Source organism: Streptomyces sp. NPDC058335, from assembly GCF_042723915.1.
Taxonomy (GTDB): Bacteria; Actinomycetota; Actinomycetes; order Streptomycetales; family Streptomycetaceae; genus Streptomyces.
In genome coordinates this window covers 1-16123 of sequence record NZ_JBHXHX010000035.1, presented here as the reverse complement: position 1 = coordinate 16123, position 16123 = coordinate 1, and the positions used below count along the sequence as shown (strand labels likewise).

The following is a 16123-nucleotide window of genomic DNA, read 5'->3' as shown; positions in this document are numbered from 1 at the left end:
CCGTTGGTTTCACCGACAGGCAACAGCGACGACGGCTGTCCCCCGGTGAACAGGGCCATCGAAGTTCAGGTGACCTTTTTGGCGTTGCTAGGCGCTGGGAGACTGGAGCAGAGGTGGATGCTCCGGGCGGGTGCGCGCGAGGTGCCACGCCTTCGCATGGTGCACGATGCGATCGAAGCGGAGGGCGATGCCGTGCTCGTCGATCAACCGGACCCAGATATCGGCGTACTCGCGAATTTTCCCGAGTACACCGACACGAGGCCACACTCCTTGAGGCGTCGAGACACCGAACTCCCAGCACAACGACGTCTGGCCAGGCCACCACGCCAATCAGGCGTCAGCTGGGCCCACCGGCTCGGACCCGAAGCAGCACCTGAGCGGCCAGCTCCTGCGGGGTCAGCTCGCCGGAGACAGATACTCATATTGAGTCTGCGAACCCGCGAATGCGCTGCGGAAGGTCATGGAAGCCGTCAGGGAACAGTTCACAGGCAGCCGGGTCGGGCTGCGGTTCGCTGATGACGGACAGGCGGAAGCCAGCGGTGGTGGAGGCATCGGTCATCGCGTGCAGCGGCTTGCGCCACGACTTCATCGCGACGGACTGCCCGTTGAACGTCCAGTCGGAGGTGTAGCTGGTGGTCGCAAAGTAGTCGGCCCGAGAATCCTGGATCGTGTAGGCCACGAAGGGTTGGTCCACCGACGCGATCAGCCGGCCGACGGGCCTGAGCACTCGGTGCGTGCGCTCATTCCGCAGTCCCACAGGCCGGAGGACGAGGCGGAGGTGGACTTCGGTGACCGTCCGCGCCACCCCGACCCGCTTCCAGGAAGCCGTCCACGGTCTTGAACTGTCGTTGCCGCGCTGGCAGTTGGCATTGCAATTGTGCTGGTATCAGGGCATGGACAACAAGCGGCGCGTGCTGATCGTCGCCTACGACGGTGCGCAGATTCTCGACATCGCCTGTCCCAGCGGCGCGTTGGACATCGCCAACCGGTACGGCGCCGAGCCGCCGTACTCCATCGAGCTGGGGACCCTGGGCCGTCGGGCGGCCCGTAGCTCGGCGGGAATTCTGATGGGAGCGGGACAAGGGCTGGAGACGGTCGCGGGGCATCTGGACACCCTGTTCGTGGTGGGCGGCATCGGCTGTGAAGACGCGGCGTCGGACGAGCGCCTACTGGGCCAGGTGCGCCGGTTGGCCGGACTCAGTCGGCGGGTGGCCTCTGTCTGTACCGGTGCCTATGTGCTCGCCGCCGCAGGGCTGCTGGACCACCGGCGGGTGACGACCCACTGGGGGTGGGGGAAACGGCTTGCCGAGCGTCACCCCGCCGTGGCCGTGGACGTCGCTCCTCTCTACATACGCGACGGCAACGTGTACACCTCGGCTGGGGTCACCAGCGCACTCGACCTGACGCTGGCGCTGATCGAGAACGACCACGGGCCGACGCTGGCTCGTGCCGTCGCCCGGGAACTCGTCACGCACCTGCACCGGTCTGCCGATCAGGCGCAGATCTCCGTGTTCCTGGCCGCTCCGCCGCCGGAGGACCGGCTGGTGCGGGACCTGGTGGGTCATATCGCCGGTCATCTGGCCGAGGACCTCACGCCCGCCGCACTGGCAGCGCGGGCGGGAGTCAGCCCTCGACACCTGACACGCCTGTTCACCGCGCACCTCGGTACGACTCCGGCACGGGCGGTGCGCGTGGCGCGTACCGAGGCGGCGGCGCATCTGGTGCGGTCCAGCGGACTGTCCATGGCGGCGATCGCTCGTCGCTGCGGTTTCGGGTCGGCGGAGACGCTGCGGCAGGCGTTCCTGGACCATTACGGGGACACGGGTGACAGGATTCGCAGGATGCCGGACATGCCTGCTGCGCGCGTCGCGCCGAGGCAGAAGACTCGCGGGTCATGAGGTATTCGACGACACGCAGAAACGTACTTCGGGGGACCGTGGCCACGGCCGCCCTCGCCGCCGTGGCCGAGGCCCCGACCGGGGCTCACGCTGTTCCGTGGGGCGGCGCGGGGCCGAACATCGGAATCCTGTTGTACGACGGCTACAGCCTGCTGGACCCGACCGGTCCGGCCGAGGTGCTGTCCCGGCTGCCGGACGCGACGGTGACGATGATCGCCGAGCGGCGCGGCGCCATCCGCACGGACACAGCAGACGTGGCCGTGGTCGCTGAGCAGTCCATCGACGAGGTGGACCGTCTAGACGTCCTGGTCGTGCCGGGTGGGGGCAACCGCGGCACCGTCGCGGCGATGAACAACGAGGCGCTCCTGCGCTGGATCCGCCAGATCCACCAGCACAGCCGATGGACGACCTCCGTGTGCACGGGCAGCATCATCCTCGCCGCGGCCGGGCTGCTGGACGGAAAGCGGGCGACGACCTACTGGGCTTCCGCCGAGTACCTTCAGTCCACGTTCGACGTGACCTACCTGCCGAAGCGCTACGTACGCTCGGGGAAGATCATCACTGCGGCGGGGGTGTCGGCGGGAGTGGACATGGCCCTGTATCTCGCCTCTCTCATCGCGGACAACGACACGGCCAGGGCGATTCAGCTCGCCGTCGAGTACGACCCCCAACCCCCTTTCGACTCAGGCAACGCCGCAGAGGCCAGTCCCCAACTGAAGGAAAAAGCACTGCAGTTGCTCGCCGCCTCGCAGGTGTAGCCGAAGCGGGGGCCGCTGAGCGGACAGCACTGACCTGGTGGTGAGCGCCTCCGTGAGGGTTCATTGCCTCTCTGTGCCCACCGTGGCCGGACCTGCAGTGCGACGTCTGTGACGTATGGTCAACGCCCCCTGAGCCGGCTCCGCATCGTCACCCGGCCCTTCAGACACTGCCCGCTTCACCAGTCTGGATTACTGACTTCGGCGTCGTAGGGTCTGGGTCTTCGTCGGGCCTGGTGACGCCGTCCGCCTCGGCTGGTACCGGAGGCATGCGGTACCCCGATGGGCGCGGGCGCTGACCACCAAGCGGGGCGAGCGCCCTGAAGAGGTACGGATTCCGCCGCCCTCAAGAGTGCTGCGGGAGGAAGGGGGTGGCGGCGGAGCGAGCCCGCTCCCACATGCCGGGCAGCTGCTCCTCAGGGCGCTGCTGCTCACCGTGCAGGGCGTTGAGCACCACGAGGCATCCGGTCAGGGCCGGCACCGCCCACTGCGCCCAGAGCAGCTGCCGCTGGGCGTTGTCGAGGTCGATGGGGTGCTGGGCAGCCTCTTCGGCGTCCTGTGGGTCGGAGGAGGAAGCCAGCTCGACTTTCTTGCCCAGGACACGGGCATAGGCAGTGGCGGCCAGAGCCGCAACGGTGACGACGGTCTTGGCCGTGGTGGAGGCCCCCACGCCCTTCTGGGCGGCAACCCGGTGAGCGTTCACCGCAAGCAGTCCGCCGCCGCCGAACAGGTGCGCGCCGATGGCTGCGGCGTTGACCGGCGTCCACTTCGCCCACCCCGACGAGGCAATCCGTGCCCTGGCCTGGGCCGTCTCACTTTGATCCTTTGCTGCCCCGTTGAGACCGACCGCTCCCATGAACGAGCCGCCGAACCAGGCTGCCAGACCCACATCGTGCAGGCTGCGGATGAGGGTATTGCGATCAGACATGACAGTGCTCCTTGGAACAGGGGACGGGTGCCGACAGAAATGTCGAGCACCGTCCCACCTTCGCCGGAGCCCGTCCCCGCCGCCATCACTACTGACCCGAACGGATGCAAGGCCCAGGCGGGAGATGCCAGAGCAGTCCGTGCCAGTGACGGGCACCGGCTGGACGCCTGGTTCTGACGCCAAGACGTGCTTCTCATACCTCTTCCAGGAGGGCACGTGGGTTCGTGGCCGACGACGGCTTTCGCGCCGGACAGCTCCCCTGCCTTGCAGTCGTTGCGGTTGCCCGCAACCCCCGCCCAGAGTCATCGCCCGGGAGTGGTCCGTCCCGTCCTTGGCAACCGTGAGGCGTCGGTGAGGTCGGCGCCGGTGGCGGCGTCACGCTGGAAGTGGCCGACGCCCTGCCGGTCCAGGCACATGACGGTCGCCTCGTCGTGCAGGTGGCCCTGGCTGGCGTCGACGATCGCCGCGATGAGGGTGCGCGCGGTCTCGCGAGGGTGCAGCGCGACGAACTCGGTCCTGCCGTCGATCAGCTGATGCGCACGAGCTGGCCGGTGACGTAGCCCAGGCGGCCGTGCTCGCGCACGGCCTGGTCGGCCTGGCGGGCCTGTTCGGCACACCGGCCGGCGCCGGACGACTCCGCTGAACGTTCCCGTCGACGCACGGTTCCTGACACTACGCACGAGCGCCGCCGACACCCAGGACAACACCGTCAAGCAGTCCATCACCCGTGCCTTCCGCCGAAGTAGGCGCCAGGGAACAGAGGCGGACAGGGAAGCAGGCGGACGGTGTCCGACCACGGACACGGCAGCCGGACCCGACGGGACGGGGCAGCATGGCAGCCGGTCAGTCCCTGGCGGCCGGCCACCGTGGGCCCAGGCAAGGGCAGGAGGGCGGCGCAGCGGGAAGGCGCGGGGCGGCAGGCACACGACCGGGCACGGAGCCGGATACCAACCGACAGTGGGCGCCGTGCAGCCGAGCCACGGCGCACGGCGGTGGTGAGCGGCACGACCGCAGGTTGCCCGACGAGCCGGGCGGCCACGGTGGGCCGCGATCAAGGGCGACCGCGGTGGACCGAAAACGACCGTCAGGCGCAGCGGCGGGGCACGGGGCGCAGCAGGGCCCACCGACCAGGGCGCCCGGCCGCGGCCGGGGCGGAGCGGCCAGTCCGCACAACGCCGAAGGCGTCGGAGACGAGCGGGAACCGGAGGCCGTCGAGCTCGGCGAACTCCGCCAGAGCCTCCGGCGTGTCCGGGGAGATGCCGACGACGTCGAAATCGGCGCCGTCGAGTGTGGACAGTGAGTCTCGGAAGTCACACGCCCAGGTGGTGCAGCCGGGGGTCATGGCGGTCGGAAACGCGTAGAGAATGACGGGTCTGTCGCCCAGCGTCGCGAGCGACAGAGCGGTGCCCGCCACGGTGGGCAGCGAGAACTGGGGTGCCGGGTCACCCGGCTTCAACCGGATGGACGTCTTGCTCCACCTTCGCCTCGTGGGGTGTGCGTTCGACGCGACCAGCATGGCTCGAGGCATCGATCATCGCCGTTGATTTCACATCGGGCCGTTGCTAGGTTCGGGGCGGATTCGGAGAGACGGGGTGCCATAGATGCACGAGTTGACTTTCCAAAGTCACCGTGGTGATGCCGGACCGACGACTTGGGGTCAGCGAGAGCAGTGGGAAACGGTCCGCGCCAACCGGCCGCACGACTACCGATTCAATGAATCATTCCTCTACAGCTTGCCGCGCGACTTGACTCTCACCAGGGTGTTGGCGGCCTTGGGTGCGCTCGTCGAGCGACACGAAGGATTACGGACGGCGTTTCTCCCCGACGGCGACGGCGACGGCTCGCTGCGCCAAGCGGTGGTGCGGGAGGGATCTGTGCCGGTGCCCGTGGTCAAGGCCGGTACGCGGTCGGGTCTGGCCGAGGCCCGGGAGTTGATGTCCGAGGCGTCGTCACGCGGCTTCGTGGCCGGGCCGGAGTTTCACGCCAGGCTGGCGCTGGTCGTTCAGCACGGCCGGCCCAGATGGCTCACTGGCGCCCTGTCGCATCTCGTCATCGATCGCACGTCCATGCGCATTCTCGAGCGCGACTTCCGCGCGCTGCTCGATGGAGCCGACCCGCGACGCCTTCCGCCGATCACCCATCAACCACTGGATCAGGCCGCCGAAGAGCAGTCGCCACAGGGACAGGCGCGCCTGGAGACGACGCTGCGCCGATGGCGATCCGGCTTCGGGACCGCGCCCCGATCGCTGTTCCGGGCCACCGTGGACGACTCTCCCGAGCCCCGATTCCCGGCCGTCGAGCTGTATGCCAAGGGATTGGGGACGCGGGCGCAGTCGATCGCGACCAAGCTGAATGTCAGGCCTTCCGCCGTCTTCGTGGCCGCCGGCGCCGCGGCCCTGGCCTGGGTGCAGCGTCTCGACCGGTTCGGCATGATCATGACGTGCTCCAACCGGGGAGACCCCCGCACCAAGGACCACGTCGGTCCCCTGGCCCAGCAGGGACTGGTACCGGTGGAAACGGGCACGTCGTTCTACGACATGGTGACCCGGATCTGGCCCGCGCTCCTGTTGACGTACCGGACGAGCCGCTACGACCTGTCGGCGCTCGACGCCATGTTCCCGGACGTGACCGAGGAGTGTGGCACCTCCGTGGACCACTTCGTCAATTTCATGGGCTACGACGAGCCCCTGCCGTACGACCCCAGGGTTGCCCGGCTCGCGGACGGTGAGTCGGTCTGCGAGACGGTCGCGCCGGTGCCGTCGACGAGGCTGCGGTTCGGTCTGTTCCTGGATTCGGACGGAGACGTTGTACGGGGCCGCATGTTCGGCAATCGACGCTATGTCGACGCCGAGACGATGCACGCCGTCCTGTGCGGGGTCAACGACCTGCTGTTGACTGCCGCGAACGGCGATGTCGACTGGCCCGTGGATTCCGCGTTCACTCGGTTCGCGCGTGGCCGTGGCTAGCGCGGGCGCGGATTTATCAGCCCCGGCCGAGCCGGCGCTTCCGGTGGCCAACTGCTCGGCCGCGGCCTTCGGGTGCTCGGGCACGCCATCCGCCTCCAGCCGCGGCTGTTCGCGACGGCACTCGGTGCGGGCATCCTGTTCGGCCTGTCAACGGTCGGCACGGCGTACGTCGTGGGTGACGCTGTCGCCAACGTCGTGGCGTCGAGTCTGGCCCGAGGGCGGACCGACGTGGCCGCCGTGGCGGCCGGGATGGCGCTCATCGTCGCGGTCGGCCTCGCAACGCGGTCGGCATGTACGCCCGCCGGCTCAAGGCGGACGCGTTGCAGTTCCAACTGCAGGCGACGTCCCGCCGAAAGGTCGTCCGGCAGTACCTGCGGCTACCGCTGTCCTGGCACCGCAGGCACCAGACCGGGACGCTGATCGCCAACGCCAACGCCAGCACCAACACCGACGTCGGGGCGACCTGGTCGGCTATCCCCCCGCTGCCGTACGCGGTGGGCACGGTGGTGCTGCTGCTCGCGGCCATCGTCGCGCTGTTCCTCACCGACCTGGCGCTCGCACTGCTCGGCGTCCTTTTCATGGCGGCGATGCTCGCGCTCAACGTGACGTTCTCCCGCCGGATCGCGCCGCGCGCGGCCGATGTCCAGCAACTGCGGGCGAAGCTGAGCGCTATCGCGTACGAGAGCATCGACGGCGCGCTGGTGGTGAAGAGTCTGTGCCGGGAGGCGGAGGAGACCGAACGTGTCCGGGCGTCGTCCGTCGCCCTCCGTACGGCGATGACCCGGGTGGGCCGGGTGCAGGGTTCCCTTCGAGGCGGTGCTCGGCGGGGCCTGCCGGGCCTGGCGACGCTCGGCATCCTCGCGGTGGGCGCCTGGCGCCTGGAGCGCGGCGCGGTTACCGTCACCGAGGTGCTCAGCATGGCGTTCCTGTTCACCGTGCCGGCGTTCCCGATGGTGCCGATCAGCCAGGTCTTCGCGGCCCTGCCGCGCAGCGTCGTGGGGTGGGCAGCGGGTCGGCACGGTGCTGCGGGCGGGCGGCGCGGTGCGGGTACGGCACGGCCGCGCCCGACTGTTCCGCGGGACCGCTGGCGCTGCGCCTGGACGGCGTCGGCTTCTCGTACGGCGACGTCCCGCCGGTCCTGCGGGACGTCAGCTTCGAGGTGTCCGCCGGTCGTACGGTCGCGCTCGTCGGACCCACAGGATCGGGCAAGTCGACGACCGTCGCACTGGCCCTGACGTACGTCGCGGATCCGGATCTGCTCCTCCTGGACGAGGCGAGGAGCGCCGTGGACCCGGCCACCGAGGTGCGACTCCAGCGAGCCCTCGACAGGGTCTCCACAGGACGCACGACGGTCGCAATCGCGCGTCGGCTCTCCACCGACCAGGCCGCGGACGAGGTTGTAGTGTTCGACGCCGGACGCGTCGTCCAACGGGGGACGCACCAACAACTCGTCGGCGAGCACGACTTGGTGCACGCGCGACTCCATCATGCTTGGCTGCAAGAGACGGAGAGTTGGTCAGGATGAACGTGGAACCGAGCCTCACCGAGCGGCGGCTGATCGACGAGGTGATCGTGCCGCTGCTCGGCTTCGCACCGACCGAGCTGGACCGCGACCTGACGGAGCTCGGCGTGGACAGCCTCAAGATCCTGCACATCCTGGATGAGGCCGAGACACTGTTCGCGGTGGAGTTCGCACCCTCGGACCTGACGACGAATCTCAGCGTGGCCGGCATCTGCGCGGTCATCGACCGCAGTTAGTGGCCATGGCGTCGGGGCTCGCGTGGAGGCGGCGGTCGGCGGGCAGGCTCGCCGGCGTCGATCGACCGATCCACCTGCCGCACCGGGCCGACGGACCGGCGGCCCACACCTCGTTCTCGGCGGGCCACTGACCCCGCAGTTGTTCCCGGTCGCGCTGCTGCCGCTCTGGTATGGCTGCGACGGCGGTCGGACACCGTCGTCGTGGCCGGCCGCCGAGCAGGCTGTGCTGTGCCGCCGGCACACGGCCGGGCTCCTGACCGCGGCGCCCGCGCCGCAACCGGAAACCCCGGCCGACCTGACCGTCGGGTGCCGTGGTCAGCCGAACCGCTGGACGCGTGGGAGACGCACGAGAACGCCTGGCGGCCCTCGTCGCGCCCCGCCTCCCCCGGCTGGGACCCCCGGACGCGGCGGAGATCGCCGGCTGCGGGCGCGGGAAGTCGAACTCGCCGGGGTGATCGTCACGCACACGTACTGGAGCAGCCTCGCCCCGGTCGACGTACTCGCGGCCCCTGACGCGCTCAAGCACCACCAAGAGCAGATGGCCGACGCCTCCAGCTGACCGTCGACCGGTTCCTGGTGCCGGTCGGCCGTCATGCACGACCAGGTCCATGACGTCACCCGGGGTGAGGCGCAGGGCCGCCCGTCCTTGCATTCCAACGCGGACTCACCACCCTCACCCAGTGGGCGAGCGCGAGGGTGCCCTGAAGGCGGTGCCGAGAGGGCACCTCGAAACCGTCGTCGTCGACGGCCAGGAACACCAGCACAAGCTCGGCGCATGGCTATCGAACACTCGCGCGAGGCGGGCCAGGCTGCCTAGGAGCAGCTGGACGCACTGCGGGGGCTGGGCATGGAGTGGGCGTAGTTGGCGTGGCGTGGTATGGGGGGATCTGTCGATCATTCGGCGGGCCGCCCGGCCGCCGAGGCGGCGAAGATCCGAACCAGGGAAGGACGGGCTCGTGCCGTGGTCGTACGGCAGTTGTGCGCCGTCCGGCCCTGGTACCGCGGCCGGGCGTCAGCCGGCCCGGCGGGCGGTGAGCAGCAGGTACTCCCACTCCATGACCGTCCCGTCCTGCCCCGCCGCCAGGTTCCCGTCGCGGGCCAGAGCCGCCAGGTCCCGGTCCAGGGCGGCGGCCCGGTCGGGCTCGCCCGCGATGTTCTTGTAGACGGAGATGGTCGGGCCGTAGCGCTCCTTGAAATAGTCGCGGAACGCCTCGGGCGTGGGGAAGAGGTCGATCCGGACCGTCCGGCGCTCGGCGCGCACGTCCGTGACCCGGTCGCCGAGGAGGCCGCGCACATGATCCTCGTCCCCCCACAGCGGGGGCGGCTGCGCACCCGGCGGGGGCGGCGGCGCGTAGGGCTTCATCGCGGCGAACATCCGGCCGATGAATCCCTGGGGCGTCCAGCTCAGCAGGCCGATGGTGCCGCCGGGGCGGCAGACCCGGACCATTTCGCCGGCGGCCTGCCGGTGGTGGGGGGCGAACATCACGCCGACGCAGGACATCACGGTGTCGAACTCCGCGTCGCCGAACGGCAGGGCCTCGGCGTCGGCCTCCTGCCAGGTGAGCTGCGCGCCCTGCTCGGCGGCCACGAGACGGCCGGCCTCGAACAGTTCGGGGGTCAGGTCGGAGGCGACGACGTCCGCGCCGGCGAGGGCCGCCGGGATCGCGGCGTTGCCGGAGCCGGCCCCGACGTCCAGGACCCGCTGGCCGGGGCGCACGTCGCACGCCTCGACCAGGACCGCCCCCAGTTCGGAGATGACCTCGGAGGCCACGGACGGGTAGTCCCCCTGGGCCCACATCGCGCGGTGCTTGGCCTTCAGCGCACGGTCGGCGTCGGCCGTGCTGTTCTGCGTCGTCATGGCTGCGCTCCTCACCGGTCGGACGGCGGTTTCGCGCCGACAGTCTCGAGCGAGCTCCGCCGCCTCCTTACGAGCGTAGTGACGAGCCGGGGGAGTGTCTCGTCGTCCGATGCTGGGGTTGGGCGTGCCGGGCGAGCGCGTTGAGGGCATCACCGGTCAGAGTAAGCACCTGCACGAACTGCTCATCCGGTCTCAGTACCTCCAGGCCAGCGTGTGTCAGGGTGGCGTGCCGGTCCCTGCCGCGCAGATGAGCAGGGCCCGTGGAACGGAGGCCCTGCAGGATGCGCAACGGACGGATCAGCGTGTCGCTGTCACCTCCGCTCGCGGCGACCCACGCTTCGAGGCAGTTGATGCTCTGCGCCTTGGAGTCGGTCACCCCGGGAAGGCGCCGGAAGGCCTTGACTGCCAGGTAGTCGATGACTCCCTCGGCGAGCAGCAGTATGAGGGTGTCGGCTTCGTGTTGCTCACTGCTGGTGGGCAGGTGCAGGCCCTCGAAGGCGAGCTGGTCGGCGGGATGCCATGGCTTGTAGACCGCTTTTCCCAGAAGCGCGCCCAGGGCAGTGCTGAAGTGCTCTCGTGCGGCGAACAACCGGCGTAGCGGGTCGGGCGGCCGCCCACCGGCCCACCGGCCCTGGATGGCGCGTTCGAAACGGCCCAAGTAGCAGGTGCGGTGGCCGCCGGCCTGCTCGCTCCGGGGCAACACCCACCCGGTTGTTCGCCACGGTGGGCGCCACTCTCCACTCGGTGCATCGGCCGCTCCGGACACCGGATGCTCGGTGGAGTCCAGCGTGCCCGCTCAACCCCGGCGGCGGCGCAGGCGCGTGGTACGCCCATGGGTTCGGCCGGCCACCGGCGTACTCCCGTGGCGACGCCGGACCGGCGGCGGCTTCGGTGACGGGAACAGCGCTGCGCGCAGCCGGGACGCGTCAGCGAGCTGCTGGAGATGCTCCAGACGCTCCAGACGCTCCGGTGAGAGGTACGGCAGGATCGGGGCAACCATCGGGCCTCCATGTTCAGGGGCGGATCCCCCGTACACTCGCCCCCCCCCGCACCCCGAGGCCGGACGGCCGGACACGTCCCGACTCCTGGCGCGGTGACTTCCTCCTCTGTCCCGCCGGACGGTCCGTCGCTCGTCGCGACTGGAGGCCTTGGCCAGGGCCGGGCTGTGTCGCGTGCAATTTGTCTCGGTATTCCATCTCCAGGGCACGCGCGGTTTTCCCGAGGGATGTCTGCTGGACGCACTCGGCCTCCGTCACGGCCAGAGCGGATTCGGATCGCAGGGCCTGTGACTCGCTCATCCCGCGAATCAGGTTTTCCCGTTGGCGACGGATGGCGTCGGAGCTCTGAAAGGGCTGGCCAGCTGCCTTCATGCAAGGTGAGCACGCCACCACGGTGCTGGTCAGACGTTTGTCCCGGAGGATGCGCGGACCGAACCGCCGGACGGCAGTTCGGTGGTGATGGTGTCGGTGAAGTTCCCGTCACGTTCCCTGGAGTATCGGACGCGCGTTCCTTCTTTAAGCCCGCGCGGCCCCCCAAGAGCGAACTGGATCAGACGGCTGCTGTGCTGTCTCCCCCCCTCCTTACCGCCCGGAGAGCGGTAAGGAGGGGGTGCCGGTGCGGCCGAGCTGGCTGGGCCGCACCGACCTGCCGTAACGGCCGCTTGGCACATGGGCATCACCGCATCACGACGCCAGAGCTGGTGATCGGCGAACCAGGCCGTCAAGAATCAGCAGCCGCGGGCCGTCGGGGTCGAGTCGGCCCGGATGGTTGGTTACAGCACCGCATCATGCTGATCTTGACCGTCTACAGGGGGAGACAGCGAGGTTCTTGCTCGATACGGTGTAAAGAACGCGTCAAGAGCTGGCGCGGGGTGTGCCGGGAAGTCTGGTCGGCGTCCGTGGGGCCGTGTGCCCTTTTCCGCCGACGCCCCGGAGGATTCCTCGCCGTGTCCGATGTTCGCTCGCGTTCCTATTTCCTGGGCCTGCTGCCGCTTCCCGAGCGCCAGGCCGTCGCCCGTGCCCTGCGCACCGAGACCGTCGGTGGCCTGGTCCTGCTTGTGGCCGCGGTGGCAGCCCTGGTGTGGGCGAACAGCCCGTGGAGCGGGACGTACGAGGAGATACGGGATTTCCATTTCGGGATTCCGGCCCTGGGTTTGGACCTGTCGGTGGGGCACTGGACGGCGGACGGGCTGCTCGCGGTGTTCTTCCTGGTCGCCGGGATCGAGCTGAAGCGGGAACTGGTCGTCGGCGAGCTGCGCACTCCCGCGACCGCGGCGCTGCCGGTGATCGCCGCGGTGTGCGGGATGGCCGTGCCGGCAGCCCTGTATGTCGCGACCGCCTCGGCGGGCGGGGGAAGTCTGCAGGGGTGGGCGGTGCCGATGGCCACCGACATCGCGTTCGCCCTCGCCGTGCTCGCGGTTCTGTCCACCCACCTGCCAGCCGCGCTGCGCGCGTTCCTGCTCACCCTGGCGGTCGTGGACGACCTCGGCGCCATCTTGATCATCGCGGTGTTCTTCACCTCAGACCTGAACCTGTGGGCTCTGGCCGGGGCGTGCGCCGGACTGGTCGTCTTCTACCTCCTCCAGCGGGCGCGGGTACGCGGCTGGTGGTGGTACGTGCCCCTCGGCCTGACCGTCTGGGCGCTCATGTACAACGGCGGCGTCCACGCCACGGTCGCAGGGGTCGCGATGGGGCTGATCCTGCGCACCACCCATGACCCGGGTGAGAAGGACTCCCCGGCCGCCCGGGTGGCGCATCTGATGCACCCGGTGTCGGCCGGGGTCGTGGTGCCGCTGTTCGCGCTGTTCGCCGCCGGCGTGAGCATCACCGCAGCCGCCCTGGGTGAGGTGTTCACCAGTCCCGAGCCCCTCGGCGTCGTCATCGGTCTCGTCGCCGGCAAGATCCTGGGTATCTTCGCCGGAACGTATCTGGCCGCACGCTTCACCCGTGCTCGCCTCAACCCCGACCTGGCCTGGGCCGACGTGCTGGGCCTGTCGGTGCTGGCCGGGATCGGGTTCACCGTGGCCCTGCTGATCGGCGAACTGGCCTTTCCCGGCGGCCAGACGGCAGAGCACGTCAAGGCCGCGGTCCTGATCGCCTCAGTGCTCGCCGCTCTGCTCGCCGCCGGACTGCTGCGCCGCCGCAACACGATCTACCGTCGCCTGTACGAGGCCGAAACCCTCGACGCCGACGCGGACGGCATTCCCGACATCTACCAGCACACTCAAGGCCCGGCCGTAGCCGGACGGGACGGCCAGGCCACCTGATGGACGATGAGGCATCAGTGCTGACGCCCGTGATCATCGTCGCGGCTCTCGTCGTCCGCACCGCGTTCACCGAGATCAGGCATCCGGGCAGCGCCCGCCGCGCATGGGCCTTCACCACCAGTCGGCGGGCGATGGCGGCCGCAGATGTGGTCGCGGTGACAGTGACGGCCATCGGCTGGAGCCAGGCCGGCTGGGCCGCCGTCGCCTGGGCCCTGCTCGCCGGGACCGTGACCGCATATCTGATCGGCAGGGACAGTGAATGACCTCCACCACCGCAGCACCCAGGCCTTCTCCCCCACCGGAGCGGACTGGCCGAATCAGGCTCGGACTGAAGGCCGCTGACGCCCCGCACAAATCGCCCATGACCTGCCGATCCCGCCCCAGCAGCAAGGAGCACCATGCCTGCACACCGAATCGGCACCATCCTGACGATCACCGGCGCGCTTCTCACGCCGGCCGGAGCAGCGTTCTACGTGCTGCCCGGCCCTGGCCTTCCCTTGCTCGTCCTGGGTCTGACCACGCTCACGGCGGGCCTCGCCACGCTGACGGCGACCCGCCGCGACAGGACGTCCAGCCCTCACTCCGACAGGAACCGCGAACTCACATGATCTGGCAGTGGACCGGCCTCTCCGTCTTCTCCCTCACCCTGCTGCCCGCCGGCATCGCCCTGCTCACCGGTCATGTACGGCAGCGCCTGCATTCCCGCCTGGCACCGATGCGTCCCCGAGGTATCGCCATCCTCGCTTTCTACGCCGCCGCTCCCCTCAACGCCCTCCCCCGCCTGGCCGACGCCTCGACCACCGTCACCCTGGCCGCCACCGCATTCGCAGGACTGCTCACATGTGCCGGCTGCATCCTGCTCATCGTGGCGGGCAACCACCCCCAGGCCACCACCCGATGACGGACCCCACCCGCCTGAAGCGCCTGATCTGGTCGCTCACCGCATGGTGGCTCCTCCTGGCCACGGGCCTGTGGCTCCTTGGTCAGGCCACCAACCGGAGTGCCTCGCCCACGGCATGCGCCGCCTCTGCCGCATTCCTGCTCGCCATAGGCGAAGCAGGCGACTGGCTACGCCGACGCTGGCACCACTACCGCACCACACGGAGAATCCACCACCTCTGAAACCGCACCACAACAGCAGCGGCAGGTGACAGGTCTCCCACGCCGCGCATTCTGCCCGTAGTTACGAGCGGGCCAGCCAGCTCCAGCTAGAGGAAGGCAACAGACAGCAATGCGGGGCAACGCGCATGACGGTACCGTGCCACACTGACTCCGGCGCCTGCCGCGCATCCCCCGTCGTGGCAGGCACCGTTGCATGGATACCGGCGGCCGAAGGTTCTGCCGTGCCGTCAGGTACCGCGCGCTGCCTGACGCTATTCGCCGACGCTGACGGGCCAACAGTTCGCCAGCGGATATTCCGCCTTCGCCCTGCCGCTCGCCATCGCCGCGCTGCGGGCTGGGCTCTCCGTCGAATGCGCCGGCGCACGACCCCGTGGGTGATACAAATCTGGGGAGTGGCACTGTTGGTGCTCTGGGCAAGCGCAACGGTGGTAGTACCCCTGGCCCCAACAGCTGGGAGCGGACTCAGAGGACGGCACGTTCCTCACGTTCCCCGCCCAGCTCGGGCTGACGATGTTCGCCGCGGGACTCATGTGGCGCACAGCTCGGCGAGCGGTTCTCCCAACAGGCCGCGCCCGTCGGCCGACTAGCCGGCCGCTGGCGCCCAGCGGCCGGTTACACCGGCCGAGCGAGTTCACGGCCGTGTCCACAACCCCGTTCAACTCACGGGCATCACATGGCGAAACAGCGCCTCGCAGCCCGAGCCGACGGCGTCCGTCGAGGCAAAGGCAGAAGCGAGATCTCCGGCGACGCCCATACAGATACGGTGAATGAGCCTGGTCGGCTGCGAACCGCCTGGGCTCCGAGGGAGACATGCGTGTTGCCGAGACCTGGCAACGTGGAGCTGACGCAACCTGAAGGATTGACCGGAATCGCCTTCGAGCCGCTCCAGCGCGCTCCCCCGGCGGGCACCGCCGCGGTGCGGTCGCCACGGAAATGGCCCGCCCACGACGTCGCCTTCATCCTCGGGCCACTGGGCGGTCATGGGCTCTACCAAGCCAGACGACGTACAAGCGTCCCGCTGTCCGGTTGATCCAGTAGATGGCGGTGAGTTGTCCGACCGCGGCGGAGCGGACGTCTTCACCTTCGGGGTCGCGGGCGTCGAAGGGGGGAAGGACCACGGATCGCGTCCGGCGATGTACCCTCGCGGAGCATCTCGCGGGCGTGCCCAGGGCAGCTCTCGCCTGCAGTGGCGGCGGCCTGGGTGGACAGGCGTGCCTGCCAGGGCGGCTGGTCGCTAACGGGCGGGTCCCCAGGATCTGGTCCAGGTCGATGCCGTCGGAGTGAGAGGGGCGTGCAGCCTGGGGTGACGTACGAACGGCTCGTCGGGGAACCTTGCCAACAGGAGCCGGACGACGGCACATTGCAGGAGGGGAAGGCGCCCGTTTGATGAGCAGCTCGCCAACGCCTGCGCCTGAGCCGGGTGGTGCCGACCGCGCGCCGCTGTCCCGCTCCAAGACAGAGACCCCTGCGGACCAGTTGCAGACACGCCAGGCAACCACACCGCCCTTGCCGCCCCCGACGTATGCGCGTGACCTGCCGGGCTGGCAGCACATCGGTACCGCTCTGCGGCGGA

At 69.6% G+C, this 16123-nt stretch carries 15 protein-coding genes and 1 pseudogene; 11 read left to right on the top strand and 5 right to left on the bottom strand.

Annotated features, from left to right (window positions below; genetic code table 11):
* Positions 1 to 418: 418 nt before the first annotated feature.
* Positions 419 to 730, bottom strand: a pseudogene (locus ACFWJX_RS39295) (SAM-dependent methyltransferase); the annotation flags it as partial.
* A 163-nt stretch (positions 731 to 893) separates the two neighbouring features.
* Between ACFWJX_RS39295 and ACFWJX_RS39290 the strand changes: the two are divergent.
* Entirely contained in the window at positions 894 to 1898 is a 1005-nt protein-coding gene (locus ACFWJX_RS39290) for a GlxA family transcriptional regulator (RefSeq protein WP_383251765.1), read from the top strand.
* Positions 1895 to 2656, top strand: coding sequence for a DJ-1/PfpI family protein (locus ACFWJX_RS39285; RefSeq protein ID WP_383251711.1), 762 nt, complete (start codon positions 1895 to 1897; stop codon positions 2654 to 2656). Before ACFWJX_RS39290 ends, ACFWJX_RS39285 begins: the two co-directional genes overlap by 4 nt.
* A gap of 343 nt (positions 2657 to 2999) precedes the next feature.
* Here the strand turns inward: ACFWJX_RS39285 and ACFWJX_RS39280 are convergent, their stop codons facing one another.
* Positions 3000 to 3581 carry a hypothetical protein gene (locus ACFWJX_RS39280; protein WP_383251709.1) on the bottom strand — a complete coding sequence of 194 codons (582 nt, stop codon included), beginning with the start codon at positions 3579 to 3581 and terminating at the stop codon, positions 3000 to 3002.
* A gap of 386 nt (positions 3582 to 3967) precedes the next feature.
* Here ACFWJX_RS39280 and ACFWJX_RS39275 point away from each other — a divergent pair, with 386 nt between their 5' ends.
* Positions 3968 to 4141: a hypothetical protein gene (locus tag ACFWJX_RS39275; RefSeq protein WP_383251707.1), complete on the top strand. Its 174-nt coding sequence runs from the start codon at positions 3968 to 3970 to the stop codon at positions 4139 to 4141.
* Positions 4142 to 4665: 524 nt separating this feature from the next.
* On the opposite strand, the gene ACFWJX_RS39270 is transcribed toward ACFWJX_RS39275, so the two are convergent.
* The gene (locus ACFWJX_RS39270; protein WP_383251705.1) at positions 4666 to 5097 is read right to left on the bottom strand and encodes a redoxin domain-containing protein; all 432 of its coding nucleotides are present in this window, start codon (positions 5095 to 5097) and stop codon (positions 4666 to 4668) included.
* 85 nt (positions 5098 to 5182) lie between these two features.
* On the opposite strand from ACFWJX_RS39270, the gene ACFWJX_RS39265 reads away from it, so the two are divergent.
* The 4 genes from ACFWJX_RS39265 (at position 5183) to ACFWJX_RS39250 (ending at position 8305) form a co-directional block, all read left to right on the top strand.
* Positions 5183 to 6547, top strand: coding sequence for a condensation domain-containing protein (locus tag ACFWJX_RS39265; protein ID WP_383251703.1), 1365 nt, complete (start codon positions 5183 to 5185; stop codon positions 6545 to 6547).
* Between the two features lie 290 nt (positions 6548 to 6837).
* On the top strand, positions 6838 to 7782 hold the full coding sequence (locus ACFWJX_RS39260) for an ABC transporter transmembrane domain-containing protein (protein WP_383251701.1): 945 nt from the start codon (positions 6838 to 6840) through the stop codon (positions 7780 to 7782).
* Positions 7707 to 8072, top strand: coding sequence for a hypothetical protein (locus tag ACFWJX_RS39255; RefSeq protein ID WP_383251698.1), 366 nt, complete (start codon positions 7707 to 7709; stop codon positions 8070 to 8072). The genes ACFWJX_RS39260 and ACFWJX_RS39255 overlap by 76 nt, the downstream gene beginning before the upstream one ends.
* Entirely contained in the window at positions 8069 to 8305 is a 237-nt protein-coding gene (locus ACFWJX_RS39250) for a phosphopantetheine-binding protein (protein ID WP_383251696.1), read from the top strand. The genes ACFWJX_RS39255 and ACFWJX_RS39250 overlap by 4 nt, the downstream gene beginning before the upstream one ends.
* Positions 8306 to 9317: 1012 nt before the next feature.
* Here the strand turns inward: ACFWJX_RS39250 and ACFWJX_RS39245 are convergent.
* Both ACFWJX_RS39245 and ACFWJX_RS39240 read right to left on the bottom strand, forming a co-directional pair.
* Positions 9318 to 10163, bottom strand: a complete 846-nt coding sequence (locus ACFWJX_RS39245) for a class I SAM-dependent methyltransferase (protein WP_383251694.1) — start codon at positions 10161 to 10163, stop codon at positions 9318 to 9320.
* A gap of 67 nt (positions 10164 to 10230) precedes the next feature.
* The gene (locus ACFWJX_RS39240) at positions 10231 to 10866 is read right to left on the bottom strand and encodes a hypothetical protein (RefSeq protein WP_383251693.1); all 636 of its coding nucleotides are present in this window, start codon (positions 10864 to 10866) and stop codon (positions 10231 to 10233) included.
* A gap of 1242 nt (positions 10867 to 12108) precedes the next feature.
* Between ACFWJX_RS39240 and nhaA the strand changes: the two genes are divergently transcribed.
* From nhaA to ACFWJX_RS39220, 4 genes are all read left to right on the top strand, one after another.
* Positions 12109 to 13428: a Na+/H+ antiporter NhaA gene (gene nhaA / locus ACFWJX_RS39235; RefSeq protein ID WP_383251689.1), complete on the top strand. Its 1320-nt coding sequence runs from the start codon at positions 12109 to 12111 to the stop codon at positions 13426 to 13428.
* Between the two features lie 17 nt (positions 13429 to 13445).
* Positions 13446 to 13691, top strand: a complete 246-nt coding sequence (locus ACFWJX_RS39230) for a hypothetical protein (RefSeq protein WP_383251687.1) — start codon at positions 13446 to 13448, stop codon at positions 13689 to 13691.
* 135 nt (positions 13692 to 13826) lie between these two features.
* Positions 13827 to 14036 carry a hypothetical protein gene (locus tag ACFWJX_RS39225; RefSeq protein ID WP_383251685.1) on the top strand — a complete coding sequence of 70 codons (210 nt, stop codon included), beginning with the start codon at positions 13827 to 13829 and terminating at the stop codon, positions 14034 to 14036.
* Entirely contained in the window at positions 14033 to 14329 is a 297-nt protein-coding gene (locus ACFWJX_RS39220) for a hypothetical protein (RefSeq protein WP_383251684.1), read from the top strand. The genes ACFWJX_RS39225 and ACFWJX_RS39220 overlap by 4 nt, the downstream gene beginning before the upstream one ends.
* The last annotated feature ends 1794 nt before the right edge of the window (positions 14330 to 16123 follow it).

Coding starts and splice junctions, on each gene's coding strand:
- ACFWJX_RS39280 (WP_383251709.1), bottom strand. CDS start 3,581: ATGTCTGATCGCAATACCCTCATCCGCAGCCTGCACGATGTGGGTCTG.
- ACFWJX_RS39225 (WP_383251685.1), top strand. CDS start 13,827: ATGCCTGCACACCGAATCGGCACCATCCTGACGATCACCGGCGCGCTT.
- ACFWJX_RS39220 (WP_383251684.1), top strand. CDS start 14,033: ATGATCTGGCAGTGGACCGGCCTCTCCGTCTTCTCCCTCACCCTGCTG.
- ACFWJX_RS39250 (WP_383251696.1), top strand. CDS start 8,069: ATGAACGTGGAACCGAGCCTCACCGAGCGGCGGCTGATCGACGAGGTG.
- ACFWJX_RS39265 (WP_383251703.1), top strand. CDS start 5,183: ATGCACGAGTTGACTTTCCAAAGTCACCGTGGTGATGCCGGACCGACG.
- ACFWJX_RS39245 (WP_383251694.1), bottom strand. CDS start 10,163: ATGACGACGCAGAACAGCACGGCCGACGCCGACCGTGCGCTGAAGGCC.
- ACFWJX_RS39270 (WP_383251705.1), bottom strand. CDS start 5,097: ATGCTGGTCGCGTCGAACGCACACCCCACGAGGCGAAGGTGGAGCAAG.
- ACFWJX_RS39285 (WP_383251711.1), top strand. CDS start 1,895: ATGAGGTATTCGACGACACGCAGAAACGTACTTCGGGGGACCGTGGCC.
- ACFWJX_RS39290 (WP_383251765.1), top strand. CDS start 894: ATGGACAACAAGCGGCGCGTGCTGATCGTCGCCTACGACGGTGCGCAG.
- ACFWJX_RS39260 (WP_383251701.1), top strand. CDS start 6,838: ATGTACGCCCGCCGGCTCAAGGCGGACGCGTTGCAGTTCCAACTGCAG.